This is a genomic window from Microbacterium sp. H1-D42, assembly GCF_022637555.1.
Taxonomy (GTDB): Bacteria; Actinomycetota; Actinomycetes; order Actinomycetales; family Microbacteriaceae; genus Microbacterium.
Window position 1 is genome coordinate 2,331,988 of the sequence record NZ_CP093342.1, and the last position, 26,001, is coordinate 2,357,988.

General features: G+C 66.6%; 24 protein-coding genes. 2 read left to right on the top strand and 22 right to left on the bottom strand.

Annotated elements, in window-relative coordinates:
* Positions 1–50: 50 nt before the first annotated feature.
* Together MNR00_RS11130 and MNR00_RS11135 are read left to right on the top strand one after the other, a co-directional pair.
* Complete coding sequence (locus MNR00_RS11130; RefSeq protein ID WP_241925990.1) at positions 51–1,379, top strand: glycosyltransferase; 1,329 nt, start codon at positions 51–53, stop codon at positions 1,377–1,379.
* Positions 1,379–1,801: a hypothetical protein gene (locus MNR00_RS11135; protein WP_241925991.1), complete on the top strand. Its 423-nt coding sequence runs from the start codon at positions 1,379–1,381 to the stop codon at positions 1,799–1,801. Before MNR00_RS11130 ends, MNR00_RS11135 begins: the two co-directional genes overlap by 1 nt.
* Here MNR00_RS11135 and MNR00_RS11140 read toward each other — a convergent pair.
* From MNR00_RS11140 to MNR00_RS11245, 22 genes are all read right to left on the bottom strand, one after another.
* A complete protein-coding gene (locus MNR00_RS11140; RefSeq protein WP_241925992.1) occupies positions 1,785–2,216 on the bottom strand; it encodes a hypothetical protein in 432 nt (143 codons plus the stop codon). The two genes, MNR00_RS11135 and MNR00_RS11140, sit on opposite strands and share 17 nt — an antisense overlap.
* Positions 2,213–3,544 carry a glycosyltransferase gene (locus MNR00_RS11145; protein WP_241925993.1) on the bottom strand — a complete coding sequence of 444 codons (1,332 nt, stop codon included), beginning with the start codon at positions 3,542–3,544 and terminating at the stop codon, positions 2,213–2,215. Before MNR00_RS11145 ends, MNR00_RS11140 begins: the two co-directional genes overlap by 4 nt.
* Positions 3,541–4,707: a hypothetical protein gene (locus MNR00_RS11150; protein WP_241925994.1), complete on the bottom strand. Its 1,167-nt coding sequence runs from the start codon at positions 4,705–4,707 to the stop codon at positions 3,541–3,543. The genes MNR00_RS11145 and MNR00_RS11150 overlap by 4 nt, the downstream gene beginning before the upstream one ends.
* Positions 4,708–4,742: 35 nt before the next feature.
* Positions 4,743–6,533, bottom strand: a complete 1,791-nt coding sequence (locus tag MNR00_RS11155; protein WP_241925995.1) for an ABC transporter ATP-binding protein — start codon at positions 6,531–6,533, stop codon at positions 4,743–4,745.
* Positions 6,530–7,537, bottom strand: coding sequence for a Gfo/Idh/MocA family oxidoreductase (locus MNR00_RS11160; RefSeq protein ID WP_241925996.1), 1,008 nt, complete (start codon positions 7,535–7,537; stop codon positions 6,530–6,532). Before MNR00_RS11160 ends, MNR00_RS11155 begins: the two co-directional genes overlap by 4 nt.
* Positions 7,537–8,634: a DegT/DnrJ/EryC1/StrS family aminotransferase gene (locus tag MNR00_RS11165; protein WP_241925997.1), complete on the bottom strand. Its 1,098-nt coding sequence runs from the start codon at positions 8,632–8,634 to the stop codon at positions 7,537–7,539. Before MNR00_RS11165 ends, MNR00_RS11160 begins: the two co-directional genes overlap by 1 nt.
* Positions 8,631–9,242: an acyltransferase gene (locus tag MNR00_RS11170; protein ID WP_241925998.1), complete on the bottom strand. Its 612-nt coding sequence runs from the start codon at positions 9,240–9,242 to the stop codon at positions 8,631–8,633. Before MNR00_RS11170 ends, MNR00_RS11165 begins: the two co-directional genes overlap by 4 nt.
* Complete coding sequence (locus MNR00_RS11175) at positions 9,239–10,471, bottom strand: glycosyltransferase family 4 protein (protein WP_241925999.1); 1,233 nt, start codon at positions 10,469–10,471, stop codon at positions 9,239–9,241. The genes MNR00_RS11170 and MNR00_RS11175 overlap by 4 nt, the downstream gene beginning before the upstream one ends.
* On the bottom strand, positions 10,468–10,875 hold the full coding sequence (locus tag MNR00_RS11180; protein WP_241926000.1) for a DUF2304 domain-containing protein: 408 nt from the start codon (positions 10,873–10,875) through the stop codon (positions 10,468–10,470). Before MNR00_RS11180 ends, MNR00_RS11175 begins: the two co-directional genes overlap by 4 nt.
* A 2-nt stretch (positions 10,876–10,877) precedes the next feature.
* Positions 10,878–11,606, bottom strand: coding sequence for a glycosyltransferase family 2 protein (locus tag MNR00_RS11185; protein WP_241926001.1), 729 nt, complete (start codon positions 11,604–11,606; stop codon positions 10,878–10,880).
* 33 nt (positions 11,607–11,639) lie between these two features.
* A complete protein-coding gene (locus MNR00_RS11190; RefSeq protein ID WP_241926002.1) occupies positions 11,640–13,565 on the bottom strand; it encodes a DUF6541 family protein in 1,926 nt (641 codons plus the stop codon).
* Entirely contained in the window at positions 13,562–14,299 is a 738-nt protein-coding gene (locus MNR00_RS11195) for an ABC transporter ATP-binding protein (protein WP_241926003.1), read from the bottom strand. Before MNR00_RS11195 ends, MNR00_RS11190 begins: the two co-directional genes overlap by 4 nt.
* Complete coding sequence (locus MNR00_RS11200) at positions 14,296–15,231, bottom strand: ABC transporter permease (RefSeq protein ID WP_241926004.1); 936 nt, start codon at positions 15,229–15,231, stop codon at positions 14,296–14,298. The genes MNR00_RS11195 and MNR00_RS11200 overlap by 4 nt, the downstream gene beginning before the upstream one ends.
* 101 nt (positions 15,232–15,332) lie before the next feature.
* Entirely contained in the window at positions 15,333–17,348 is a 2,016-nt protein-coding gene (locus MNR00_RS11205) for a cell wall-binding repeat-containing protein (RefSeq protein ID WP_241926005.1), read from the bottom strand.
* Positions 17,349–17,528: 180 nt separating this feature from the next.
* Positions 17,529–18,602 (bottom strand): glycosyltransferase, encoded by a 1,074-nt coding sequence (locus tag MNR00_RS11210; RefSeq protein ID WP_241926006.1) that lies wholly within the window; start codon positions 18,600–18,602, stop codon positions 17,529–17,531.
* Positions 18,603–18,693: 91 nt separating this feature from the next.
* On the bottom strand, positions 18,694–20,163 hold the full coding sequence (locus MNR00_RS11215; protein WP_241926007.1) for an LCP family protein: 1,470 nt from the start codon (positions 20,161–20,163) through the stop codon (positions 18,694–18,696).
* On the bottom strand, positions 20,160–20,627 hold the full coding sequence (purE, locus tag MNR00_RS11220) for a 5-(carboxyamino)imidazole ribonucleotide mutase (RefSeq protein WP_241928830.1): 468 nt from the start codon (positions 20,625–20,627) through the stop codon (positions 20,160–20,162). Before purE ends, MNR00_RS11215 begins: the two co-directional genes overlap by 4 nt.
* 123 nt (positions 20,628–20,750) lie before the next feature.
* Positions 20,751–21,875 (bottom strand): 5-(carboxyamino)imidazole ribonucleotide synthase, encoded by a 1,125-nt coding sequence (locus tag MNR00_RS11225; protein WP_241926008.1) that lies wholly within the window; start codon positions 21,873–21,875, stop codon positions 20,751–20,753.
* 89 nt (positions 21,876–21,964) lie between these two features.
* Positions 21,965–22,504 carry a PH domain-containing protein gene (locus tag MNR00_RS11230; RefSeq protein ID WP_241926009.1) on the bottom strand — a complete coding sequence of 180 codons (540 nt, stop codon included), beginning with the start codon at positions 22,502–22,504 and terminating at the stop codon, positions 21,965–21,967.
* A gap of 69 nt (positions 22,505–22,573) precedes the next feature.
* On the bottom strand, positions 22,574–23,350 hold the full coding sequence (locus tag MNR00_RS11235) for a biotin--[acetyl-CoA-carboxylase] ligase (protein ID WP_241926010.1): 777 nt from the start codon (positions 23,348–23,350) through the stop codon (positions 22,574–22,576).
* The gene (locus MNR00_RS11240) at positions 23,351–24,637 is read right to left on the bottom strand and encodes a CDP-glycerol glycerophosphotransferase family protein (RefSeq protein WP_241926011.1); all 1,287 of its coding nucleotides are present in this window, start codon (positions 24,635–24,637) and stop codon (positions 23,351–23,353) included.
* A gap of 23 nt (positions 24,638–24,660) precedes the next feature.
* Positions 24,661–25,890, bottom strand: a complete 1,230-nt coding sequence (locus MNR00_RS11245) for a hypothetical protein (RefSeq protein WP_241926012.1) — start codon at positions 25,888–25,890, stop codon at positions 24,661–24,663.
* Positions 25,891–26,001: the final 111 nt, after the last annotated feature.

Consider the following 26,001-nt stretch of genomic DNA (forward strand, 5'->3'; position numbering starts at 1 on the left):
TATTGTTAGGCGTTCTCGCCCTCTGATCACTTATTCTCAGCAGGTTCGCCTTGTCGCACGTCTCGCCGCCTCACCTACTCTATGTTGCCTGGGGCTTTCCTCCGTCACGCAGCGGTGGTGCGTACCGGCTTCTCGCGACCGCCAATGCGTTCGCGAGAGAAGGTTGGGAGGTCACGGTCCTCACCGTGCCCCGTGAGGTGTTCCTGCGCAGCACGGGCATCGACCCCTCGATGGAGGAGCGCGTGGATCCGCGCATCCGCGTGGAGCGTATCCCGTTCCCCCACGATGAGACGGTCCTGGACCTGCGAACGTGGAGCAGCTTCCGAGCGCATGCCCCCGAACTGTGGAACGGCTGGCGAGGCTGGCGTACGTCCCGCGTCTTCCCCGAACCCCGATATGGACTGTGGCGCACGAATCTGGAACAGGCGGCGACGCGCATCCACCGCGAGCGACCGGTCACCCTCACAATCGGCTCCGGGAACCCGAACGTCGTACACACCGCGGGTTTCCATCTGAAGAACACCGCCGGAGTCCCGTTCATCATGGACTACCGCGACACGTGGCAGCTGGACATGTACTCCGGACGCCGGACGCTCACCGACCGGCATCCCGGTGCCCGATGGGAGCGACGTCTCATCGAGACTGCGGATGAGGTCTGGTTCGTCAATGAGCCGATCGCACAATGGCACCGGCAGCTGTACCCGGACGCCGCGGGCCGCGTCCAGGTGGTCTCGAACGGATTCGACCCGGAGTTCGTCGGAGACGTAGCCCCTCCACGCGCCGACCGCTCCGAAGGGCTCGTGTTCGGGAACATCGGCACGATGACCTCCCAGACCCCCATCCCGCAGCTCGTGGATGGATGGCTGACAGCCCGGGCTGGCGGCGCGCTGCAGGATGCACGGATCGACCTCTACGGGTACCTCGGTCATCAGGGCGACGACGAGGGCGGTGTGCTGTCGACCATCGCGCGCGTTCACGACGGCTCCGTCCGGTACGTCGGCCCGGTTTCGAAGGCCGAGATCTCTGACACCTACGCCGGATTCGACGCGCTGATACTGCCGCTCGGCACAAGCCGCTTCATGACAAGCGGGAAGGTCTTCGAGTACATGTCGACGGGTCTTCCGATCGTGTCGGTGCATGACCCGGTGAACGCTGTAAGCGACACGCTGCGCGGTTACCCCGCTTGGGCGCCCGCCGCCTCGCTGAGCGCGCGGGACATCGCCGACGCTCTCACTCGCGCCGCTGACCTCGCAGCCGGACAGACGCTCGATGACCGACGGCGGGCGCGGGAGTGGGCAAGCCGCTACGAGCGCGCACACATCCTTCGGCCCGTTGCGCAGAACTGGCGTCAGCGACTCACCCGAGAGGTCGGTGTCTGATGCGCATCGTCGCCATCATGTCCAGCGGTCAGGAGAATCCCGCGCTCGCTGAGCTCGCTGCGCAGGCGGAAGTCATCCGTGTCCGCCCGGCGTCGAAGAACGCGGGCACTCCCGAGCACCCACTCACCCTTCCAAGCCAGGGGCCCGTAGCGCGTCGCATCGAACGACTGGCCTGGGGCTCTGCACTCGGCCGAAATCTGATCCGCATCACCCCTCTGGATCGGTCTCGACGACTGTGGAGCGCGGCGAGAAGAGATCCCGTTCTGCGCGACCTGGTCCGCGAAGCGGACGTCGTGGTCGCCCTCGACCGAGACGCCATCCTCACCGTATGGAAACTCTCCCGGATGCGCGAACTCGGGGTGTCCTGGGACGCCGTCTACGGCGGTACCGCCGCGCTGTTCGCACTCAATAATCGCGGCTGAAGCGGTCCACGGCAGCTCGTGCCGCCGGGAATCCGGCGACTGCCGAGATCCTCCGTCCCCGCGCCGAGAGATCACGCGCCGTCCGCCAGACCGCGAAGTGCGCATCGCGTTCGGTCGACACGAGAAGATCCGCTTCGGCGATCGCGGCTCCCGCATCGGCCGACCTGCGTACCCGGTGTGCGAACATCGCGCCGGGATCCAAAGGCGTCAGCCGCCGAAGCACACGACCGGGCGGTGTGCGGCGCGCGTACTCGGACAGTCGCTCCCGAATGCCGGATCCCCCCACCGCAACGGAGTATGCGCCGTCCCACTGCGCGTGAGCAGCGGACACGACGGTGACTTCGGCGTGATCGGTGAGCGTGGCGAGGCTCGCCCTGATATCGTCTGCAGTCGGCGCGAACACGACGATCTTCATGCTCTTGACCTCGCATCCAGAGCAGCTTCGACGTCCGCGACGGCCGCCGCCAGGATGCGCGTGCGCTCCCAGCGACCGCCGGATGAGATCGTGCGGCGTCGGTCTTCCACGGTGGTGGACTGCACCTGGCGCGCGGCCGCGAGCAGGGCGTCGGCGATGTCTGCTGTGTCAAGAGAACGAGGTGCGTGCCAGTGGTCGGTATCGTCGAGCACCTCGCCGACGGGTGTCTCGGGAGTATGCACCGAAACGATGGGCAGCCCTGTCGCTGCGTACTCATAGACCTTGCCGCTGGTGACACCGGGGCCGCTGGGCAGCGCCAGCAGCAGTGCGTCGAACTGCTGGTACGCTTCCGCGAGCCGGCTGCGCTTCACCGGGCCTTCGTAGACGATGCCAAGGGGCTCGGCTTCGGCCAGCGCCGCCATGAGCTGCGGGCTGCCCACTCCCGTGCGGCCCAGGTGTCCACGCAGCACAAGACGTGTTCCCGGTGGCATCAGCAGGCGGGCGGTTCGCCACGCTTCGACGACCTCGTCAAGCGGAAACGCGCCGAAGTTGATCGTCCCGATGTAGCCGAAGGTCAACGGACCGCTCGAGCAGTCGCGATGTGGCACCCCCAACGCCTCTGGCCCCGAGGCGTGCGCGGGGAGATCGAAGCCGTTGCGCACCGTGCGCATGACCGAGGCGCTTCCCGGGTACTCGCCGGCATGCCAGACGCGGATCGGGTCGTTGACGAACCAGACCTGGAAGGCGCTGCGCATCAGCCCCCGCTCGCGCCGGCGGACAGCATCCGTCAGGCCCGCGGGCGGCTTCCCGGTGAAGGTGAGGAAAGTCCACGCGTCACGATAATCGAGGATGTACGGCACCCCGTGCTTCGCGTGCAGGTGCTCTCCCGGAACGAAGTCGACGTACGGTGCGGCGGTGCCCAGCGCGAGGTCGACCGGACGGGCTGAATGCACAGCTTCGGCTGTCCTGCGCAGGGGCGGGGCCCACGATCCGTACCATGCCTCAGGAAACTCACGCTGATCCCGACGCAGTCGGCGGCGTGTCCAGAACTCAGGCTGACGAGCGCGAGTCCGTGACCACTCGGTGATGTCAGTCGACAGCTCATGGTGTTCAAGCGGCACCTCGATGATGTCGATACGCGGATCGATCGTCTCGAGCAGCGTCTCGTCCGACACCTCATTGGCGCGAAACAGCGCCGCTGGACCAGTGAGCACGGTCACGTGCCAGCCGGCGCGCACGAACGCATTGGCGATGCCGGCCGCGCGATAGACGCCGCTGGTTCTGGCCGGCGGAAATGCCCATGCCGTCAGCAGCAGGTGCCTGCTCATGGCTGCGCCCTGAGGAACGGCTCGAGAACCTGTGCAGAAAGCATCCCGTCGTGCACCGCGCGCACGAAAGCGGGGCCGCGCTGTGCCACCTCGCGGTAGTGGTCGGGACGTGAACGGATGTCGTCGAGCACCTCGCGCAGCGTAGCCGGGGTCGCTTCGACGACAGGCAATTCCAAACCCGTGGTCTCGCGCACGTGATCGCGCACCTGATCGTGCACGTGCGCAACGGCGATGCGGCCGGCTGCCATGGCTTCAACCGAGGTGACCGAGTACATGCCCAATGCGAACTGCTCGAGCACAACGTCGGCCTCGGAGTACAGAGCCGGCATCTGGCGCGACGGCACACGGATGACGCGCCGATAGTCGATCGCTTCCGAGTCGTGCATCGTCTGCACGATCGGTTCGATCAGCGCGGTGCCCTTGACCCGCGGGTTGGTGGGCGCGTGCAGAACGACAGGACGGACATCGCGAAGGATCTCGCTCGAGTCCGCCCAACGGTCGGGGTCCACGACGATGGGCAGCCACTGCGCACCGGGCCTGTCAAGTAGCATCTCCGGCGTTGAGACGAACACCGGCGCAGCGACACGGTCGAGCACGCGCTGGTTGAAAGCGGCTCGGGCCTGGAGCCTGCTCACCCAATCGGTCGGCGCATCGCGGAACGGAGACCATTCGTCAAGTTGGGCATGCCGGTCGGGCAGTCGGATGTCGGTGCCATGGCACAGCATCCCGATCTGCACCCCCCGTGCCCGCAGCCACTCGACTTCGCGGGCCACGACCTTGTCGCTGGCCGCGCCGAACATTGAAGACACCGCCTCGATCATCACGTGTGTGAAACCAGATCCGACGGTGTCACGCTGGGCGACGCCCCAGCGCCGGGAGTTGGTATAGACCGCGTCAGGCACCCGGTAATCGACTGGAAAGTCAAGCCCGCCGTTGTCGCCCGCGAGCATCGACACCGCGCCGACCCCCGGCAACCGCTCAGCGGCACGAGCCCAGCTATCACCTTGGCCGGCGAAGTTGCGCGGCCCGACCAGCAGTCGCACGTCCGTCGCTGGTGGGCGAACCGGCGCAGGCACATCCCGTGGTCGGTAGCGCCCCGTTTCCGGGCCGGTGCGAGCGGTGATCACTTCGGGCAGATAGGTGCGCAGCAGGCGCTTGCCCATGCGCCAACGCGACGAGACGAGACCCGCGAGACTACTCACGCCAACCCCGAAAGCCGCGCCAGGAGCGCGAAATCCTCGTGCTCGGTGGCGACCTCGTCAAAGGTGCCTGTGGCGGCAATGCGGCCCTCCTGCATGAACAGGACCTGATCGGAAGCCCGGATAGTCGAGAGCCGGTGAGCGACCGCGATGACGGTGACCTCACCGTGCAGTTCGTGAATCGCCTCGGTCACGTTCGCCTCGGTCTTGCTGTCAAGCGCACTGGTAGCCTCATCGAGCACAAGGACGAGTGGGTCCGTGTACAGAGCGCGAGCGATGCCGAGCCGCTGGCGCTGGCCCCCGGAGAGCGTCATGCCGCGCTCACCGACCGTGGAATGCACGCCGCCATCACGGTCTGAGATCACCTCCCACAGCTGTGCACGGCGGGCAGCGCGCTCAACGCGTTCGAGATCGTAGCTGTTGTCCCACACCAGTGCGATGTTCTGGGCAATGGTGCCATCGAACAGCGCCACATCCTGTGGAACGTAGCCCACGTGGTGACGCCACGCTGCGAGGACGTCCTGCAGCGGTCTGCCGTCGATGAGGATGCGCCCCGAACTCGGCGAGATGAGCCCCAGGAGCAGATCAACGAGGGTTGATTTGCCCGCGCCCGATGGCCCTGCGATTCCTACCGTCGTCCCCATTCGGATATCGAGACTGAGCCCTTCGACGGCGGGGGTCGAGGAGCCGGGGAACGTGAACGCGACGTCTTCGAGAGCGAGCACGTGCGGAGCAGACGGCAGCGGCTCGCGTCCGAGATGCTCCTGCGCCTTCAGATATTCCTCCGCCGACTCGATGTCGGCGATCACGGTGTCGACATACGGCGCTGTGGTGACGGTGCGTGTGATGACGGATTGGAAGCCGGTGAGGGCGGGCACCAACCTGAAGCCGGCGATGCCGAACAACGCGACCGCGCCGATGGCGTCCTGCGGCCCATTGATCGGCCCGCCGACGAAGTACGCGACACCGCCCGTGAGCAGGAATCCGCCGATGACCGCGGAATCGAAGATGAAGCGGGGCACGGCCGAGAGGAAGTTCGAGTTCGACCGGGCGCGGGCCGAAAGGGATCGTTGCTTCTCGACGACGACTTCGACTTCGGAGGCCTTATCACGCAGCGTGATCTCTTTCAGCGCCGACACCATGCCCGAGATCAGTGCAGCCGCGGCCATCTGCGAGTCGCGCGCGACTCGAGCCGCCTGGCGTGTGCGCCCGCCCAACACGAAGTACTGCAAAGCGGCGATACCTACCAGATACACTGCGGTGATCAGCGCGGTCAGCGGCTGCGCCACGACGATCACCGCCAGCACGCCGATCGAGGTGACGAGCAGGCCGGGCAGTGTGGTGACCGGCAGAAGGAAACCGCTTGTCACGTTCGCAACACCGGTGTTTGCCATCTGCACAACCTGAGCGGAATTTCGGCGGAGTCGGTCGGTCCACGGTGCACGAAGGTAAGCAGCGAGCAGCCGAGCGCCGACACGGACCTCGAACTCCGCGAATCGCCGGGTTGCAATCCACTGCAGACCCACATTCGCAGCCGACTTCGCAATGACCAGCACCGAAAGGCCCGCGATCATCCAGACCAGCGCCGATTCGGGCATCGCTCCGACGATCGGCAGTGAGATCGCGCTCCCCGTCGCCGCCGCTGCCAGCGTCAGCGCCAACAGCATCAGCGCGATCACATCGACGATCGACAGCAGGGCTGCGACGACGGAGTACCACAATAGAAACCGCCGCGCGGACTGCGGAAGATACGGCAGCAGGCGCCGCAACAGGACAGTGATCTGCTTCATCGGGCTGTGAAGCTCGCCACGTCGACTGACGTGTGTGTGCGGGCGGAGTCGAGTGCGGCTTCGACGACGGTGAGGGTGCGTTGTCCTTGTGCCATGGTGACGATGTCGGTGGCCTTGCCGAGCACGGCGTCGCGGAAGGCTTCGTGTTCGACGCGCAGTGGTTCGCGTTTGGGGAACGCGTAGCGGGTGACGTCGCCTTCGGAGACGCCGCGGAAGGAGGAGACGGATTCCCACTCGAGGGGGATGGTGCCGTTGGCGTAGAAGGTGAGGTCGCCGGTGGAGGTATCGGCGACGAACGCGCCCTTCTCCCCCGTGACGACGGTGAGGCGTTCCTTCATCGGGCTCAGCCAGTTGACGATGTTGTTCACGATCACCCCGGACGTGGTGCGGCCGGTGATGGTGATCATGTCCTCGAACTCACGGCCGGACTTGAATGCCGTCTGCGCGAACACGGTCTGATAGTCGGACTGCACCACCCACGCGGTGAGATCCACATCGTGCGAGGCGAGGTCCTTCGCCACCCCGACATCCGCGATCCGGGACGGGAACGGCCCCTGCCGGCGGGTCGCGACCTGATAGACCGCACCCAGCTCCCCCGCCTGAATCCGCCGACGCAGCTCCTGCAGCGCCGGGTTGAAGCGTTCGATGTGCCCGACAGCGCCGACCAGCCCCGCGGCTTCGAACGCGTCGACCATCCGCTGCCCGGCCTCGAGACTGTGCGCGATGGGCTTCTCGACCAGGGTGTGCACCCCGGCGGCGGCGAGTTTCAGTGCCGCGTCCTCATGGAACCGGGTCGGCACCGCCACCACCGCCATATCGATCCCCGCACCGATCAGCGCGTCGATATCGGGCAGCACCTGCAGATCTCCCGCGACACCGTGCGGGTCCCCGCCCGGGTCGGCGATCGCGACCAGGTCGACCCCATCCAGCTCACGCAGCACGCGGGCGTGATGACGCCCCATCATCCCCACACCGAGCAGCCCTACCCGCAGCACCTCAGTCATCAGGAGCCCGCGCCTGCGACGGCGTTGACGGCAGCGACGATGCGGTCAAGGTCGTCCTGAGACAGCGACGGATGCACCGGCAGCGACGCGACCTCCCGCGCCGCGCGCTCCGTCTCGGGCAGCTCCAGGCCCGGCGCGAACGGCGCGAGCGAGGGCAGGCGGTGATTGGGAATCGGGTAATACACCCCGGCCCCCACCTGGTGCTCCTCCTTCAGCGCCGCCACGAACCCGTCACGGTCCTCCGGGACGCGGATCGTGTACTGGTGATACACGTGCACCGCGCCGTCGGCAACCGGCGGAACCACCACACCCTGCAGGTGCGCATCCAGGAACGCCGCATTCTGCTGGCGCTGCGCCGTCCAGGCATCGACCTTCGTCAACTGCACCCGACCGATCGCCGCGTGAATGTCCGTCATCCGGGCGTTGAACCCGACGACCTCGTTCTCGTACTGCCGCTCCATGCCCTGATTGCGCAGCAACTTGACCCGACGGGCGATCTCCGCCGTCGCCGTCGTCACCATGCCACCCTCACCACTGGTCATGTTCTTCGTCGGATACAAGCTGAACATCGCGAACTCACCGAACGACCCCACCGGACGGCCATCCAACGCCGCACCGTGCGCCTGCGCCGCATCCTCATACAACGCCACACCGCGCTCTGTCGCCAGAGCCTCCAGCTCCCGCATCCGCGCCGGGTGCCCATACAGGTGCACCGGCAGGATCCCCCGAGTCTTCGACGTGATCGCCGCAGCCACCGCGGCCGGATCCAGGCTGAACGTCGCCGGCTCGATATCGACGAACACCGGGCGCGCACCCGTCAACGCCACCGAATTCCCCGTCGCCGCGAAGGTGAACGACGGCACTATCACCTCATCACCCGGACCCACGCCCGCGGCGAGCAGCCCCAAGTGAAGCCCCGCAGTCCCGGAGTTGACCGCCACCGACGGCCGACCCGGCACGAAATGAGCCGAGAACTCCTCCTCAAACGCCGCCACCTCCGGCCCCTGCGCCACCATCCCACTACGCATCACACGATCAACAGCAGCCCGCTCCTCATCACCGATGATCGGCTTCGCCGGGGGAATGAACTCGCTCACGCGACCTCCTTGGTGAGAATTCCATTGGATTCGAAGTATGTGGCGCCCGTTGTCGGGCACACCCACGTGGCAGCATCATCACCGGCGATCAGCGGCACTCCGGATTCACCTACCCAGCCGATCCGGCGGGCCGGAACGCCGGCCACCAGCGCGTATGCAGGCACATCCCTGACAACTACCGCACCGGCGGCGACAGTCGCCCACGCGCCGATCGTGACCGGGGCGACGCACGTCGCGCGCGCGCCGATGGCGGCACCCCGCTCGATGGTCACACCGACCGGCTCCCAGTCGTGAGCGCTCTTGATGGAGCCATCGGCGTTGATCGCGCGTGGGTAGGTGTCATTTGTCAGGACAACGGCCGGACCGATGAAGACGCCGTCTGCCAGCTTGGCGGGTTCATACACGAGTGCGTAGTTCTGCACCTTGCAATTGTCACCCATCTCCACGCCGGTGCCGATGTACGCACCGCGGCCGACGATGCAGTTCTCACCCATCCGGACGCCCTCACGAACTTGAGCGAGATGCCAGATCGAAGAACCATGACCGATCTTTGCGTCGGGCGAAACGTCGGCGGAATCGACGATCCGCACGTTGTTCGAAGATGTCATTGAGTTGGCCTTTCGGGGCCGCCAGATGCCAGGCGGGAGTCGGCTTCGAGTTTACGTGCACGCGTGCTTGCAGCCTGAGTGACCGCCCGTGCTACACGCTGAGCCACAGCACGAAGCGACACGTTCTGCTGCGCCCACGACGCGCGGTGCGGTCGCATCCGCTCAGTCGTTCCGTCCTTGGCCTGCGCAAGCAGCTGCTGCATTGCCGTTGCAACGGCATCGGGTGTGAATCCAACCGCGAAACCGAGTTGACCCGAACGCACGAGCTCGGCCCCGGCGTCGGGCCCGGCGAACAGCACCGGTGTGCCCGTGGCGGCCGCAGCGTACGTCTTGGTCGGCTTGGCGAAGTCATAGCCGATACCGGGAACGATGCTGACAAGGGACGCCGCGGCCCCGCGGATCCAAGACGTCGATTCCGCCGGGCTCACCACGCCGCCGAACTCGACGCGCCCCGGGACGAGTTCCTGAGCGACCTGCTTCAGTTGGGATTCCACGGCGCCCTGGCCGAAGAAGCGCAGCCGCACACCCGGGTGACTTTCTGCGATCTGTGCGAAAGCACGAATGAAGATATCTGGCTGCTGCCACTCCGACATCGTCCCCGTGTACACGAAGTACGTCTCATCCGAAGCCGGCTCCACGTCAGGCGTGAAGATGTCGGTGTCGATCCCGTTGCCGACTGTCACGACGTGCTCGGGGTCGGCACCGAGAAGCACAAGTCGTTCGGTGACTTCGGCGGAGACCGAGATGATGATGCCCGCGCGTTTCAGGACCGCACGCTCCATCCGGCGCATAACGGAGACGATGACGCTTGGCGCCCCCATCGAGATCACTCCATCAGTCCAGACATCAGCCGCATAATAGACGAGCGGTCGGCGCTTGAGACCTGCGATCACCGTGGCGACGAGGCCGGTAGTGGGAGGTGATTCCGCAACAGCGACGTCGAATCGAGTCGCGAGCAGACGCCCCAAAAGTGGGAGGTCGAAGCTCATGTACTGCACGTAGCCGCGCACATTGCCACCCTCGTCGCGGAGCACTGGCCAGCGACGCACGTCGACACCACGAGCGTCCGGCGTCTTCGGTGCGTGCGCGGGTGGTGTGGTGGTGAGAACGGCAACGTCGGCGCCCCGTTCAGCGAGCTCACGCGCAAGCGCGCCGAGCCGGAACGCACCTGCGCTCACCTCCGGCGGAAACAGCCGCGAGGCGATGACAACGCGCAACCCACCGGTCATGAATCCGCACCGTCCGGCCGTGGCGCGTCACTCTCGACCACGGTGCTGCCACCGAGTCGCTTCTCGAGCTGCGCGATGCGGCGCTCGTGGAAGGCGGATTGCTCGGCCAGCACGCGCATCTTCTCCTCGGTCCTGGTGAGCTCTGCGCCATACTGCAGGCTCACCAAAAACAGCAGCGCGATCGCGACGAAGAACACCAGGTTGATGGGCACGACGATGCCCAACGCTGCCGCGGCCCATCCCAGCGTCTGCGGAAACACTGCGATAACCAGCGCCATCACTCCACCGACGAACCACCAGCCGGCGTGGCGCTCGCGCAGCGTGCCGCGCCGCATTAGCTCGATGATGGCTATCAGCGCCAGCACAGCTGCGACTACGCCGAAGATGTAGGTGATGGTGCTCATGTTCATACGTCACTCCCCATTCGTGCGCGGGGACGGATCATCGCGAGTCCGAAGGCCGCGCAGGCCCGAATCAGGTACGCGGCGGCCCTGATCGGGCGATGTGAGGGCTCGCCGCCCTGACGCACGCGCATCGCCACAGGCACCTGTCGGATGCGCAACCCGGCACGGGCCGCGATGACGAGCGCCTCGATGGTGTCACCGAGGTACTCCGCCGGAAACTCTTCAGCGAACAGATCGACCGCTCGCGGACCGGCGGCCTTGAACCCGCTAGTGACGTCGGTCAGGGCGGTTCGCGCAACCCGACTGATAACGGATGCGAGCAAGCGCATCGCCCAACGGCGCGGTCCACGAGCGCCGTAGTCGCCTTTGCCCGCGAAGCGTGCGCCGATCACCAGGTCGGCGTCCGCGAGCGTTGCGATCATGTCGGCGATCATCTCGGGATCGTGTTGTCCGTCAGCATCCACCTGGATGACCACATCGTGCCCGTTCGCACGGGCGAAGCGGTACCCGGCACGCATTGCGCCGCCGACACCGAGATTGAACGGGAGACGCAGCACATCCGCACCGACGGCGTGGGCACGGTCTGCTGTCGCGTCCTGCGAACCGTCGTCAATCACGAGGCATCGTGCGGATGGGTACGCGGTACGGACATCACGGACCACGTCCGCGACGGATTCTTCTTCGTTCCAGGCCGGAATCACGACGAGAACGGACGGATCAACCGGGCGCATCACAACAGATCTTACCGAGTCGAGCCCAAGACGCTACTGAGCGCACGCCGTGATGCGCCAGAGCGAGGCGTCCCCCACGGAGTCGATGAGCTCGAAGCCCGGCTGGCCCGCGAAGTCTGTCATGCCAGGCATCAGATACCGGCCGGGTCCCGCTTCGCCCTCGCCGAAGTCGAGGACGTACTCCGGGTCGCCGAACGCTTCGAGCGCGGTGCAGACGGTGGGATCGGTGCCCGCATCCCGAAGCCCGGCGGCGAGGACATCCCACTCAGATGTGCGCGGAGCCGCCCACGTTCGCGGATACACGTCGATGCCGCTGAGGAAGTAACCGAAGCCTGAGCCCGTAGAAGGGTTTCCGATCACCCGCGCATCCGCCGGGACGTTCTCGTCCAGCGATTCAAGCAGCTGTCGCTCGTCAGGGTTGAGGTAGGCGTCGGTGGCCGCCAGGTAACGTGACTCGCGGTCGTACGTACCTTGCGTGACGGCCGGCATGGCGACCGGTCGCAGGAGGATCAGCACGATCATGAACACTGTCGTCGCTGCGAGTCCCACCAGCGTCGACGTCGGCTCGGCGGACCATCGTGTTCGGGCTGAGATCCCACGCACGAGGGCTTCCGCCCCGATGGCGGCGAGCGGGATGACCACGATGGGCGCCAGCGAGGCGATCCGGTATGGATCGGCATACCACGCACCGAGGATGCCGACACGTATCAACGGGGCGCCGATGGCCGCCACCAGCAGGTACAACGTCGAGATCCCGGCCCAGGCGACCACGAACCAGCGCAACGCTGCTGCACGTGCCGCCACCACCAGTCCGATCAGCATCAGTGCACTGATGCCGAATGCGAACGGGATCATCACCTGCCCGTTCAACAGCACGTCGAGGAACACCGCGAGTTTGCCGCGGAACGGTGGCCAATGCGATCCGGACGTTCCCTGCGCGAGGTACAGCCAGATCGCGATCACCGCAAGCCAGAGCACGCCGAGCGCACCGGCCAAACGCGGCCAGCCCCAGGCTGCACGTCGCGCGAAGGCCTCGAACGTCAGCCACACCGCGCAGATCGCCAACCACGGCAAAACACCAGCAGGCTGCGCGAGCAGAATCGCCGCGACTCCCACGAGGATGAGCAACGCGACTCTCACGACGTGGGCGACCGGGCGCGTGGTCCCTCCCCAGCGCGGGAGAGTGATGACCAAAGCAATCGCGGCCGGGATCATGGCGGTCGACAGGGCGTTCGGGAAGAGCACTCCCCACTGGAACATCAGCAGTGGAAAGGTCTGCAGCGCACCCGCGAGGATCGCCGCGTAAGCCGCAACGTCAGATGAGGCCGTCACGGCGCGCGCCAACCAGGTGATGCCAAGAGGCCAGATCGCAGCTGCGATCACCACTGTCACCATGTTGGTCGCCACAGTGATCTCAGCACCCGTAAGCAGCACGATGAGTGAGACGGTCCCGTGCCACGCTGCAGGATAGAAGCTTCGGCCGCCGATCACCGAGTTGACGTGCAGCGATGAGGCATTGTCGGTCTCGAGGATGTAGCGGACGGCATTCATGTGGAACACGGCGTCGTTCGTCTGCGAGATACCGAAAGGATCCTGCACGTAAGCGACGACGCGCCAAGCGGACAGCACGATGCCGACACCAACGGCTGCCGGCAGCAGCCAGTGCAGCGACGGCCGCACGGCATCATGGAGTTGTCCACCGGCCCATCGACCGATGAGCAGAGCGATGAGGACCAAGGCCACCATGGCCGCAGCCCACGGCACCAGGCCCCACGGCACCCCGAGTCGACCCAGCAGCATCGCGATCACAGCTGTCGCCGCGACCGTGAACAGTGGCGCGAAGGCCACCATCGGCAATCCGCGTAACCCTGCGAACCGGAGCGCGAGCACCCCCGGCACAAAGATCACGCCTGCGGCGACCAGCAGAACCGGCAGTTGCGCGAACCAATCGAGAATCACGCGACGTCCACCAGAGCGATCGCGCCTTCGAGTTCGCCGTCGTAGATGACTTCGCCCCTGCTGATCACGACGCCGCGGGTGCAGAGGTCGCGGACCATCTCCATGTCATGGCTGACCACGACGAGAGTCTTGCCTGCAGCGATCAACTCCTCGAATTTCCGGCGGCATTTCTCTCGGAACGGGACATCGCCGACCGAGAGGATCTCGTCCATCAGGAGAACGTCGAGCCGGACATGAATAGCGACCGCGAAGGCGAGGCGGAGGAACATCCCAGACGAGTAGTGCTTTACCTCCTGATCGATGAATTCCTCGATCTCACTGAAGGCGACGATCTCGTCGTAGCGTCGGTCGATCTCGGCCTTCTTCATTCCGAGGATCGCGGCATTGAGATACACGTTCTCGCGTCCGGACAGCTCGGGGTGGAATCCCGCACCCACCTCGATGAGCCCGGCGACCCGGCCGCGCGTGAGGACTTGTCCGCCATCGGGCTCCATCACTCCGGATATCAACTTGAGCAGTGTCGACTTGCCCGATCCGTTCATGCCCAGGATCGCCACCGATTCACCCTCGCCGATCACCAGGTCGACACCCTTGAGTGCTTCGAACGTGGATGTCAGCTTGCGGCGTCGTATCCACGCCACCACGGTGTCTTTCAGCGAGAACGCGTGGTTCAGGGTGAACGTCTTGCGTACATCATCGATGATGATGCTCGGGCGCAGTGTGGTTTCACTCATAGGTCCTGGGCGAACTTTCCCTCAAGGCGGCGGAACACGAACTGCCCGAGCAGAAGTGTGGCGACCGCGATCAGCGCCGTCCACAGCGTGTTGATGCCGAGGCCGGGAGGCAGCGGGATGATCGCATCGCCCACATATCCCGCGGCGTTGACCAGATCCTGGGTGGCCGGCCGCCAGAACGCGTAGTGGAACAGCTGCACTCCCTGGGTGATCGGGTTGAGCATGTACACCTCGACGAGCCAACTCGGCCAATGCAGCTTGTCGACAATGGCGTCCTCGACCATGGTCCAGGAGTAGAGCACCGGTGATGCCCATGTTGCGAGCAGCAGCAGAAGCTCGACGATGTTCTCAGCGTCGCGGAACCGGACGTTGATCGCTCCGAACAGCAGGCCGAGACCGAGCGAGAAGACCATGACGATGGCCATGCCGGCGAGTGCGGCCAGTACGCCGAGCACCGTGATGTGGGCTGCCCATCCCATCAGCAGGCATACCAGCAGCAGCAGACCGACCTGCGGAAGGAAGTGCACGAACGAGACGAGCACGGCGGAAACCGCGAACAGCTGCCGCGGGAGGAACACCTTGCGCACAAGCGCGGCATTCCCGACGATCGACGTCGTGGCGTTCTTGAATCCCTCGGAGAAGAGGTTGATGACGACGATCCCCGAGAACAGATAGACCGCGTAGTTCGGGACGCGATCAAGATTCATGAAGATGCCCAGGACGATCCAGAACACCAGGAACTGAGCCGCTGGGCGCACGTACGACCAGAGCCAGCCCAGTACCGAGTTGCGGTAACGAGTCGTGACTCCGGTTCGCACCAGCAGGCGCAGCAGATAGCGCCAGCGCACGACATCGATCAGGCCGTGGCTCTTGCCAGGGGTGTCGAAGTCGGAGCGCGGCACAGCGATGAAAAGATCTCGGGTATCAGTCACGGGCCCACTAACTCGTACGGCGACGGTGGCGGTCGTCGCGGCCCAATCATCTTATGGCACGAGCGCTGGACAGACGATCATCGCCGCCACCCTGCGACTGATCATTCATACAGTTGCGCGCTGATCTGCGCCTCGACGGCCGCGGACACGACCCCTGTCCCCCCCAGAATCACCACTCGTTTCGGCGCGAGTCGCGCCAGCTCAGCCGTCACCGCGTCCGGCACTGCCCCAGGCCAGGTCAGGAGCACCGGTCCTCCGAGCGCCCCCGCGGCGGCGGCACCCGACAACGCGTCAGGGAAATCCCGGCCGTTGGCGACATACGCGACCGGCACACCCGCCGACGGGAACCCCGCCTTCGACACCGCAACCGCCGTGTCATAACGCGACGCACCACCCTGACGCGTCACCGCAGGCACCACGGCACGCACCTGCTTCTCGACAGCCGCGGACACCACGCCGGTGCCCCCCAGAATCACCACTCGCTTCGGCGCCAAACGCGCCAACTCCGCCTTCGCCACGTCCGGCAGACCACCCGAACGTGTCAACAGCACAGGACCACCCAGCGCACCCGCCGCAGCCGCACCCGACAACGCATCAGGGAAATCCTGCCCACTGGCAACATACGCGACCGGCACACCCGCCGACGGGAACCCCGCCTTCGACACCGCAACCGCCGTGTCATAACGCGACGCACCACCCTGACGCGTCACCGCAGGCACCACGGCACGCACCTGCTTCTCGACGGCCGCGGACACCACGCCGGTGCCCCCCAGAATCACCACTCGCTTCGGCGCCAAACGCGCCAACTCCGCCTTCGCCACGTCCGGCAGACCACCCGAACGTGTCAACAGCACAGGACCACCCAGCGCACCCGCCGCACCCGCACCCGACAGCGCATCAGGGAAATCCTGTCCACTGGCGACATAAGCCACCGGAACACCCGCCGACGGGAACCCCGCCTTCGACACCGCAACAGCCGTCTCATAACGCGACACACCACCCTCACGCGTCACCGCAGGCGACTTCGGCGCGACCGCGGCGGACGCAGCGGACGCCTTCGAGGTGCCGGCGAGGTTCTTGGCCGTGACAGAGAACGTGTAGCTCGTGCCGTTGCTGAGGCCCGTGACCACGGTCTTGGTCGCACCGGTCGTCGTCACTGACCGACCGCCGGGCTGCGCCGTCACCGTGTAGCTGGAGATAGCAGCCCCGCCGTTGGATCCAGGCGCGGGCCAGGACACGGTTGCCTGACGGTCACCCGCTGTGGCCGTCGGTCTGCCGGGCGCGCCCGGCACATTCGCCTTCGTCGGTCCGAACCAGTCGGTGAAGTAGTTGTAGAAGTTGCGGTTGCCGTATGCCGAGCACGAATCGCCAGTGCCATAGCCTGCTCGGAGCGCCGCCGCGTTCGGCTGGTACGGCGTGTAGTAATACAGCGCCGAAGTCGCCTTGTTTGCAACTCTGACGGGTGATGTGCCGCAGCTCTTGTTCGGGTTGTAGAGGATGTTCCACGTCTTGCCGGGGGCGTACCAAGTGAAGTACCTGCCCTCCATGTAGAGCTGCATCTGGCGCGCAGCACCGTAGATCTGGTGGAAGAAGCCGACGAAGTTCGGATCGCATGGGGCGGTATCCGGGCAGCCTTGGCCGAGGGCGATGTCATAGCGCCATGCGCTGGGCCAGGTGTGTGTGACCAGGCCCTGCTCCTTCTGCAGCATGACGATCAGCACCTGGGGGTTGATGTTGCACGCCTGCGACACCCGGTAGATGATCCGTGCCGCACTCTCGTTCTTCGCTCCGGTGTAGCCCTTGCAGTACTTGTCGGCGGGCATCGTCACGGAGTTGATCCGGAAGTCCTTCAGACAGACGATCGGACCGTACTTGTCGCTGCCGCCGCGGCAGGTCTTCACCTTCGAGGTGAAGAAGGACTGGATCTGGGCCTCGGTCATCGTTGTCTTGTTGGTGAAGACCGCGTCGCTGATGAGATTGCCGGCGTCGAAGCCGGCCAGCGAGGTCTTGACCGGACCACCACTGACTCCTGCCGCCGCGGGAGCGACAGGCACGGATATCGCTGTCGCCGGCACCGCAGTACCGAGCACAAGGCCGACGACGGCGAGCAGCGTCACCCCCCAACGGGTTGCTGCGGACACGCGTCTGGAACGGACTCCACCCCAAGTCATGTGACTAGTGTGACGGAAGTTGCCGGATGATGCCACCCGACCGGTATATCGGCCGCCTTTCGACGGCGTTTCGCCACGGCTCGCAGGCGGCTCGCAGAAGGTTCGCAGACAGCATGCAGTCTGCCGTCAGAGCTCGGCGTGCAGCGCCCAGACCCGCTCGGCCGAGCTCGCCCACGAGAACGCGCGGGCGCGATCGGCTGCCAGCACGCGCAGACGCCGTTCGCCAGCGTGCAGAGCATCGTCGACGGCATCCGAGATCTCATCGGACGCGACCACCGCTCCCCCGTCGGCGATGACATCCAGGTGCACGCCGGAGTCGACCGCGACCAGCGGCACTCCCAGCGACATCGCCTCGACGGCGCGCCACGGCCAGGCCGTCGACTCAGATGTCGCGATCAGTGCCGCAGCGCCGCCGAGCACAGCCGCCCGTTCGGCGTTTCCGAGGGCACCGCGGATGTGCGCCCTGCGCTCCGGCAGGCCCGCCGCTGATGCGGCATCCACCAACAGCGGCTCCGTGCCGTCTGGTGCATCAAGCACGACCATGTCGATGTCAGCCGCCGCCACAGCGCGAAAGGCCACCGCCATCGACTTCGCATCCCCTGTCACGACGACGTAGCGCTCAGGGAGCTGCAGATCCGCGCGACGCTGCTCAGCATCCGCCGGCACTGCGAAACCAGTCGGAGCCGCCCCGGCGATCACGCGGATCCGATCGCCGAGACGCACCAGATCGCTCAGTCGCGCTGCCATGGCATGCGAGGGGACGACGACAGCATCCGCGTGCTTCACGGCGCGCTTGAGCATCGCGCGCTGCCAGGCGACGGCGGACTTCGACAGCGAGCCCGGATTCTCCCACGCGTCGAGATCCCACAGCGTGATGGTCGTCTGATCGTTGTCGTGCACGCGATCATGGCGCACGAGCGGCGCCATCAGACTGGGCGCGTGGATGAGCCCGCCGCCGACTCCGGCGGCGATTCCCAACTGCCACGCTCCGGCGAGTTCACGTCGCCCGAGCGGCAGGGTGCGCACGTCCTGAACGCCATGCAGCTGCAGATCTGTCCCACTGGGAACGATCGCCGAGACGACGCATCCGCGGGGCGCGGTCTGCACGAGGCCGGCGGCCAGCGCGAGCCCCGCCCGTGCCTGATCGGCGTCGACGACATGCACCGCCTGATCGAGGACGATCCGCAACTGCACACTCATGACGTCATGCTATCCGCGGCCTGCTGGGAGAACCCGAGGCGCGGCCGTCGACCCGCTTGGCCCATTCACGAACGGAGATCGGCGCGAGCGCTCACGGCGCCGGCGTCTCGGTCTTCGGCGGGTGCAGCGCCTCCTGCATCATCTCGTGGACGTGATCGAAGTCGACCTCGCCCTCCTGGAACCCGTTGTCCGGAGTCAGCTCGATCTCGGTGACCTTCTGCTCCTTGGCCTTCATCACCAGGTCGAAGAACTCCGGCAGCTTGTCCTGCGGCAGGTCGGTCTGCACGAGCTCCGTTCCCGCTGCGGCGATCTCGTTGAAGCGGGTCACGACGTTCTGCGGCGTGAACTGGTTGAGGATCGCGACCTGCAGCTCGCGCTGGCGCTTCATGCGGTCGAAGTCGTCGGTGGTGTAGCGGGAGCGGGCGTACCACTGGGCGGTGTCGCCGTCCATGACCTGCGTGCCCGTTTCGATCCAGCCGGTCGCCCAGTCCTTGGCGGGCTGGTTGGGGTACGCGGGTCCGCCACCCTCGGGCAGCCTCTCCTTCACGGTGATCTCCACCCCGCCGAGCGCGTCGATCATCGCGGCGAAGGCGTCCATGTCGACGAACACGTAGTAAGGGATCTCGATGCCGAGGATCCCCTCTGCGGCGTCCTTGGTGGCTTCGATCTCGGGGGTGGAGCCGTGCTCCGCCGCGTCCGGGTACAGGCCGACGCCGTCGTCCTCACGACACACCTGCACGGCGTTCGTGAGCTGGTTGACGCCGGGTCCCCAGCCGCACTGCTGGTCGTCGTGTCCCTCGAAGTAGTTGCGGTAGTCGAACCCGACGAGGTCTGGATCGCGCATCGGGCTGTCCTCTGCGAACGGGAAGCTGCGCATGTCGCGCGGGATGCCGGTGATCGTCACTGCCCCGGTGTCGGCGTTGACCGAGACGACCGAGATGCTGTCGAACCGCATCGAGTCACGGCCGTCGCCGCTGTCGGCACCGAGCAGCAGGATGTTGTAGTAGCCGTCGCTGGGCGGCAGGCTGGGCCCGCTGTTGCCGAACAGCGTCGTCAGCGCGCCACGGCTGGACGCGGCGACCGTCGAGGCGTAGACCGCCCCAGAGCCAACCAGGGCGAGGATGAGGATGGATGCCACGGGCAGGGCCCACCGTGAGAATGTCGGCACCTTCACCAGCTTCACCTGTCGCAGCGTGTCGATGGTCAGCACGACCCACAGCACGACGTACGCCAGCAGCAGCACCTGCACAAGGGTCAGCACGATCCACGACAGCGGTCCGGTCATCAGCCAGACCAGCGCGGGCCTGGCGAACAGCGCCAGACCGGCGAACACGATCAGCGCCAGCCACCCGAACAGCGTGGCGCCGATTCCGAAACGGCCGAGTCTGCGGTTGCCCGCGAGCACCTGCGCCGAACCGGGGATCAGCACGTTGAGGACGACCAGCCACCAGCCGCGCCTGCCCATCAGGCCCGGATCGGTGGCATCCGGATTGCGCAGCGGACGCGTCTCGATCAGCGGGCGCCCGCCTCGTTCGGAGGCGCGCGGAGCCGCCAGAGTCACAGCGAGTCCTTCAACCGCTGGTTCTTCTGCTCCACCTGGCCCTCGAGGTCGCGCGCGTACGCCTCGACCCGGTCGCCGAGAGCGGCGTCGGAGGTGCCGAGGATCCGCGCGGCGAGGATGCCCGCGTTGCGCGCGCCGCCGATCGACACGGTCGCCACCGGGATGCCGGCGGGCATCTGCACGATCGAGAGCAGCGAGTCCATCCCGTCGAGGTAGGCCAGCGGCACAGGCACCCCGACGACCGGCAGCGCGGTCAGCGATGCCAGCATGCCCGGCAGGTGGGCGGCTCCCCCGGCACCGGCGATGATGACGCGGATGCCACGGCCGCGCGCTTCACGTCCGTAGCTCACCAGCTTCTCGACGGTGCGATGCGCCGAGACGACCTCGACCTCATGCGGGATGCCGAAGTCGGTGAGCGCCTGGGAGGCGTCACTCATCACGCGCCAGTCGGAGTCGGAACCCATCACGACGCCGACCAGGGGCGAGCTCGAGGAATGCAGTGGCTCAGTCACCATGACAGGCTACGGCGCGCCGCTGGGAGAACGTCGCAGCGGCACGCAACAGACCTGGTTCGATCGCGCGCAGTGTCAGTTGAAGTGCGCGGCTGCCGCCCTGGCCGTGTACACGACGTCGTCGAGGTCTTCGCCTGTCACGTTGACGTGTCCGACCTTGCGCCCTGGGCGCGGCGCCTTGCCGTACGTGTGGATCTTCGCCTCGGGATGCTCGGCCATGGCCGGCGCGAAGCGCTCTGCGAGCGTGCCCTCAGCCGGGCCGCCGAGGATGTTCACCATCACGGTCCACGACTCCCTGGGCTCGGTGCGGCCGAGTGGCAGGTCGGCGACGGCACGCAGATGCTGTTCGAACTGTCCGGTGACCGCGCCGTCCTGGCTCCAATGGCCGCTGTTGTGCGGGCGCATCGCCAGTTCATTGACGAGAATGCGCTCGTCGTCGGTTTCGAACAGCTCGACAGCCAGCATCCCCGTCGCGCCGATGCCTTCCGCGATCTGCCGCCCGATCTGCTCGGCGACCTCGGCGAGGCGCTCTGTCACGTTGGGCGCGGGGGCGATGACCTCCGCGCACACGCCGCCGCGCTGCACGGTCTCGACGACCGGGTACGCGACCATCTCTCCGCTCGGGCGCCGCGCGATCTGCTGCGCGAGTTCGCGGGTGAACGACACCATCTCCTCTACGAGCAGGGCTTCACCCTCAGGAAGCTGCTCGAACCAGTCGGCGGCCTCGAGGCCCATGCGCACGACGCGCACGCCCTTGCCGTCGTATCCGCCGCGCGGGGTCTTCACCACTGCGCGACCGCCGTGATCGTTGATGAAGGCCTGCAGCTCGAGGTGATCGTGCACTGCCGCCCAGTCGGGCTGCGGAATGCCGAGCTCGGTGAGCTTCGCCCGCATGACCAGCTTGTCCTGCGCGTACTGCAGCGCGTCAGGGCCGGGGTGCACCTGAGCGCCGTCGGCGACCAGCGCACGCAGCACGTCCTGCGGCACGTGCTCGTGATCGAAGGTGATGACGTCGACGTCACGCGCGAACGCGCGGACCGTCTCGAGATCGCGGTAGTCGCCGACAGCGGTCGCCGCCAGCTGCGCTGACATGCCCTCGCCCTCGGCGAGCACCCGCAGTTCGAGACCGAGCTCGACCGCCGGGGCGATCATCATCCTGGCGAGCTGTCCTCCGCCGATCACACCTACGCGCACCGTCATCAAAGCACCTTTCATCACTGCCATTCTCGCGCACTCCGCGCGTGCGATGGATCAGGGCGACGCCGACGGCTCACGGCGCCGGCGGGCGATCAGATGGAGCCGGGCTGCGCGTCGCGGTGCGCGAGGATCTGATTCACCTCGACCTGATCGGCCAGGGTCTCGTGCACCAGGTTGACGCTCGGCACGTTCTGCAGCCGCAGAGGCGCATCGACACCATTGTTCAGCGTGAGCGTCCCTGCACCCCACAGCCGCTGCAGCAGCCCCCGGCGCACCGCGATCGAGTAGCCGCGGGTGTGCGACAGCTCCGTGCGGTGACGCGAACCGAGACCGTCGCGCAGGATCACGCGCCTGTTGGTGATCGTGTAGCTGCGCGAGAGCCAGCGCAGGAACGGCACCACGACAAGCAGCAGCACGAGCGCCGCGGCCGCCACCAGCAGCATCCAGTTCTCGAACGGCGCCGGCAGGTTGTCGTAGAAGTAGGTGGTCGCGCCGCAGATCGCGATCAGCGCCAGTGCCGACCAGAGCAGGCGTCTCGCATGACCGCGGAATCGGGCGACCAGCAGCTCTTCGACGGGCGCGCCGGGTGGCGGCATCATCGGCCGTCCTCCGAGCGTCACCGGCTGTGTCATGCCTCCATTGTGCCTGCGGCTGCTGACAACTCTGTGAGGCGGCCCGTGCGTGTCAGAAGACGTCGCAAGTCAGACCAAGCGGGCATGCACGACGTCGCCGGAGGCCACCGCGATCTCCACCGCACCGGCCGCGCTCGAATCGTCGACCACCAGGCGCCCATCGGCCTCCAGCCGCACGGCACGACCGCGCAGCACCCGGCCGTCGGGCAGCGACACCTCGACATCCTGCCCGAGCGTGAGACAGCGTTCACTCGCCTCGGTGTGCAGACCAGAGCTGCCGGCATCGCCTGCCAGGGAGAGGTCTCGCACGATCCTGTCTAGCCTCGCGAGGTAGTCGGTGACCAGCCGGTCGACGTCTGCTGTCACGCCGAGGGCCGCGAACGACGTCGCCGTCGGGACGGGCAGCTGATCAGCGGTCATGGCGGTGTTCACCCCCGTGCCGACGATGATCGCTACACCGCTGACCTCGGCGAGGATGCCGCAGATCTTGCGTCCGTCGACGAGCACGTCGTTCGGCCATTTCAGCCCCACCTGGTGTTCAGGCAGCTGCGCCGAGACAGCATCCGTCATCGCGACCCCCGCGGCCAGCGGAATCCAGCCTCGGGCTTCGATGGCGGCCGGCAGGTCGCGCAGCAGCACCGAGACGGCGAGCGCTGCGCCCGGCGGCGTGTTCCACGTGCGATCAAGGCGACCGCGTCCTGCCGTCTGCGAGTCGGTGAGCAGCACCGACAGATGCGGCCAGGCGACAGCATCCGACGCCCTCTCGCGCAGCTCGGCGTTCGTCGAGCCGCACTCCGGCATCGTCAGCAGCCGCGAGGCGACCGCGCTCGCGCGTGTCAGGTCCACTCAGTCCTCGTCGTCGTCATCGCGCTCGTCGTCCTCGTCATCGTCGTCAGCGGGTTCGTCGTCGACGTCGCGGCTGTGCCAGTCATCCCATTTGGCCATCAGCTCTTCGATGGCCGCGTGGAACTTCGCGGTGGCGACCCCAGGCGTGGTGTCACCGAAGTAGTGCTGCACCCAGGTGCGCAGCCGCGCGATCGCTTCCTCGTCGACACTGACCCGATCGACTTCTGCGACGATATCGGCTGCGCCGGAGGTCGTCAGCCACTCGCACGCCGAAAGGTATCCCTTCGTGTCGATCGAGGCCCGCTCGTCGGCGGGACGCGTGATCAGCAGGGGCTTGCCCGCGGCGAGACGGTCGTAGACCATTGCCGAGATGTCGACGATGGCCACGTCTGCGGCTGCAAGCTGCCAGCCGAGCTCAGGGCCGTCGTCGTAGACGTGGTGCGCGGCGGGATCCGCCGAGTTCGCCGTGGAGATCGCGGCGAGGATGCGCTGGTGCGCGGCGCCGTACGCATCGTCCACCACACCGCTGCGCGGGTGCGGGCGGTAGATGACGCGATGGCGGCCAGTGGCCAGCAGACCGTTCACGATCGCTTCACCGTGCGTGGCGATCGAGCCGTAGTGGGCCGACGGCCGATCACCCTCCCACGTCGGCGCGTACAGCACGACCATGCGCTCGTCGGGCGTGTACGGCAGTGTGCCGGAGTAGTGGTCGGCCTGCGGGCGGCCGATCTCGATCGTGCGGCGGTCGATGTCGTAGTCCCACAGTGTGCGGCTCAGGCGATCGCGGGCCGCCTGACCGGCGACCAGCGCGTAGTCGTACGCCTTGTACTGGTTCGTCGTCATGTACATCTTGTCGGACTCGCCGTGGTTGATGAACACGTGCCAGCGCCGTCCGTAGCGGAACATCTGGAAGTTGCGGGTGTTCTGGTTCACATACAGCACGACGCGGATGTCCTGCTTGGCGATGAACTTCTCGAGGTTGCGCACGGTGGGAACGAAGGCCACCGGAGGACCGTCCTCGGCGATGAGCTTCTCAGCCCCAGTGGCGCTCCGAGAGAGCACGACGACCGGCCAGCGCTTCGCCAGGTCTTCAAGCGGGCGGTACCACTGCCGCATCTGGTACATGTTGACCGCACCGTCGGCGAAGTACACCGCGACCTTGTAGTGGCCCTTCGGATGCGGCCCCTGACGCGAGAGGGTGCGCCTGACGTGCTGCACGGCGGTGCGGGAGGCGAGTGCCTTCCTCAACAGCCGATATGCCTTCTTTCCATCTGAGACGACACCCATCGGTCCAGGATACTGGGGCCGCGCTATGCGTCTCCTCGCGCGGCGTGCTCCTCCCAGGCATCCGACAGCCGCTGCACGGCCGCCTCGAAACGCTCGGTCGCAGCCCCGGGGGTCGTATCGCCGAAGTAGCGCGTCGACCAGCGGCCCAGCCGAGCGACCGCGTCCTCGTCGGCGCGGACGCGCTCGACCTCGGCGACGACGTCGTGCGCCGCGTCGGCCGTCAGCCATTCGCAGTCGGCGAGGTATCCGGTGCGATCGATCTGCGCCTCGTCGCTGACCGGGCGCGTGACCAGCAGCGGCTTGCCGGTGGCGAGGCGGTCGTAGATCATCGCCGAGACGTCGACGATCGCGACGTCGGATGCTGTCAGCTGCCACCCGATCTGCGAGCCGTCATCGTGCACGTGCTGCGCCGCCGGGTCCGCAGCGTTCGCGGCGCGGATCATCGAGACGATGCGAAGGTGTGCGGCACGGTACGCATCATCCGTCACCCCGGTGCGAGGATGCGGGCGGTAGATCAGCCGATGCCGACCGGTGCTGAGCAACTGCTCCACCAGCGTCACGCCGTGGCTGCGCACGGAACCGTAGCTCATGGACGCGCGATCGCCTTCCCAGGTCGGGGCGTAGAGCACGACGCTGCGCGCATCCGGGACGTAAGGCAGCGCACCGCCGAAGTGATCGGCCTGTGGGCGGCCGATCATGCTCGTGCGCGCGTCGACCTCGTAGTCCCACAGCGCATCGGCCAACCGGTCGCGTGCGGCGTCGCCCGCGATGAACGCGTGGTCGTAGGCCTTGTACTGGTTGCTGGTCATGTACACCTTGTCGGACTCGCCGTGGTTGATGAACACGTGCCAGCGCCGTCCGTAGCGGAACATCCGGAAGTTGCGGGTGTTCTGGTTCACGTACAGCACGATCCGAATCTGCTGATCGTCGAGGAACCGTTCGAGATCATCGACACCGGGCACGAAGGCGGTCGGCAGCGCATCGTCATCCAGCAACGCCTCCGCCCCCAGCGGCGAGCGCGAGAGCACGACGACGGGATGTCTTCTGCTGAGCCGCTGCAGCGGCCCGTACCACTGCCGGATCTGGTACATGTTCACGTCGCTGTCGGCGAAGTGCACGGCGATCCGGAATCGGTCGGCATCCAGCGGACCGCGGGCCGCGAATCTGCGCCGCACGCGGTCGCGAGCGGCCCTGATGGCGAACGTCCGCCGCAGCAGACGGTACGCCTTCTTCACATCTCTGATGGCGTCCATCCGGTGACCATAGTCGGCCGACCTCAACGGCGGCCGATTCTGACGCCCATCCCCGCATGACATGATCGACTCGTGCACGAGAACGACCGGACCGCAGCAGAGGGCGTCTCG

Coding starts and splice junctions, on each gene's coding strand:
- MNR00_RS11160 (WP_241925996.1), bottom strand. CDS start 7,537: ATGACTGAGGTGCTGCGGGTAGGGCTGCTCGGTGTGGGGATGATGGGG.
- MNR00_RS11240 (WP_241926011.1), bottom strand. CDS start 24,637: ATGGGTGTCGTCTCAGATGGAAAGAAGGCATATCGGCTGTTGAGGAAG.
- MNR00_RS11145 (WP_241925993.1), bottom strand. CDS start 3,544: ATGAGCAGGCACCTGCTGCTGACGGCATGGGCATTTCCGCCGGCCAGA.
- MNR00_RS11245 (WP_241926012.1), bottom strand. CDS start 25,890: ATGGACGCCATCAGAGATGTGAAGAAGGCGTACCGTCTGCTGCGGCGG.
- purE (WP_241928830.1), bottom strand. CDS start 20,627: ATGGGTTCCGACTCCGACTGGCGCGTGATGAGTGACGCCTCCCAGGCG.
- MNR00_RS11170 (WP_241925998.1), bottom strand. CDS start 9,242: ATGACATCTTCGAACAACGTGCGGATCGTCGATTCCGCCGACGTTTCG.
- MNR00_RS11185 (WP_241926001.1), bottom strand. CDS start 11,606: ATGCGCCCGGTTGATCCGTCCGTTCTCGTCGTGATTCCGGCCTGGAAC.
- MNR00_RS11175 (WP_241925999.1), bottom strand. CDS start 10,471: ATGACCGGTGGGTTGCGCGTTGTCATCGCCTCGCGGCTGTTTCCGCCG.
- MNR00_RS11225 (WP_241926008.1), bottom strand. CDS start 21,875: ATGACGGTGCGCGTAGGTGTGATCGGCGGAGGACAGCTCGCCAGGATG.
- MNR00_RS11155 (WP_241925995.1), bottom strand. CDS start 6,533: ATGAAGCAGATCACTGTCCTGTTGCGGCGCCTGCTGCCGTATCTTCCG.
- MNR00_RS11135 (WP_241925991.1), top strand. CDS start 1,379: ATGCGCATCGTCGCCATCATGTCCAGCGGTCAGGAGAATCCCGCGCTC.
- MNR00_RS11150 (WP_241925994.1), bottom strand. CDS start 4,707: ATGGGCAAGCGCCTGCTGCGCACCTATCTGCCCGAAGTGATCACCGCT.
- MNR00_RS11210 (WP_241926006.1), bottom strand. CDS start 18,602: ATGAGTGTGCAGTTGCGGATCGTCCTCGATCAGGCGGTGCATGTCGTC.
- MNR00_RS11140 (WP_241925992.1), bottom strand. CDS start 2,216: ATGAAGATCGTCGTGTTCGCGCCGACTGCAGACGATATCAGGGCGAGC.
- MNR00_RS11195 (WP_241926003.1), bottom strand. CDS start 14,299: ATGAGTGAAACCACACTGCGCCCGAGCATCATCATCGATGATGTACGC.
- MNR00_RS11180 (WP_241926000.1), bottom strand. CDS start 10,875: ATGAGCACCATCACCTACATCTTCGGCGTAGTCGCAGCTGTGCTGGCG.
- MNR00_RS11230 (WP_241926009.1), bottom strand. CDS start 22,504: ATGACACAGCCGGTGACGCTCGGAGGACGGCCGATGATGCCGCCACCC.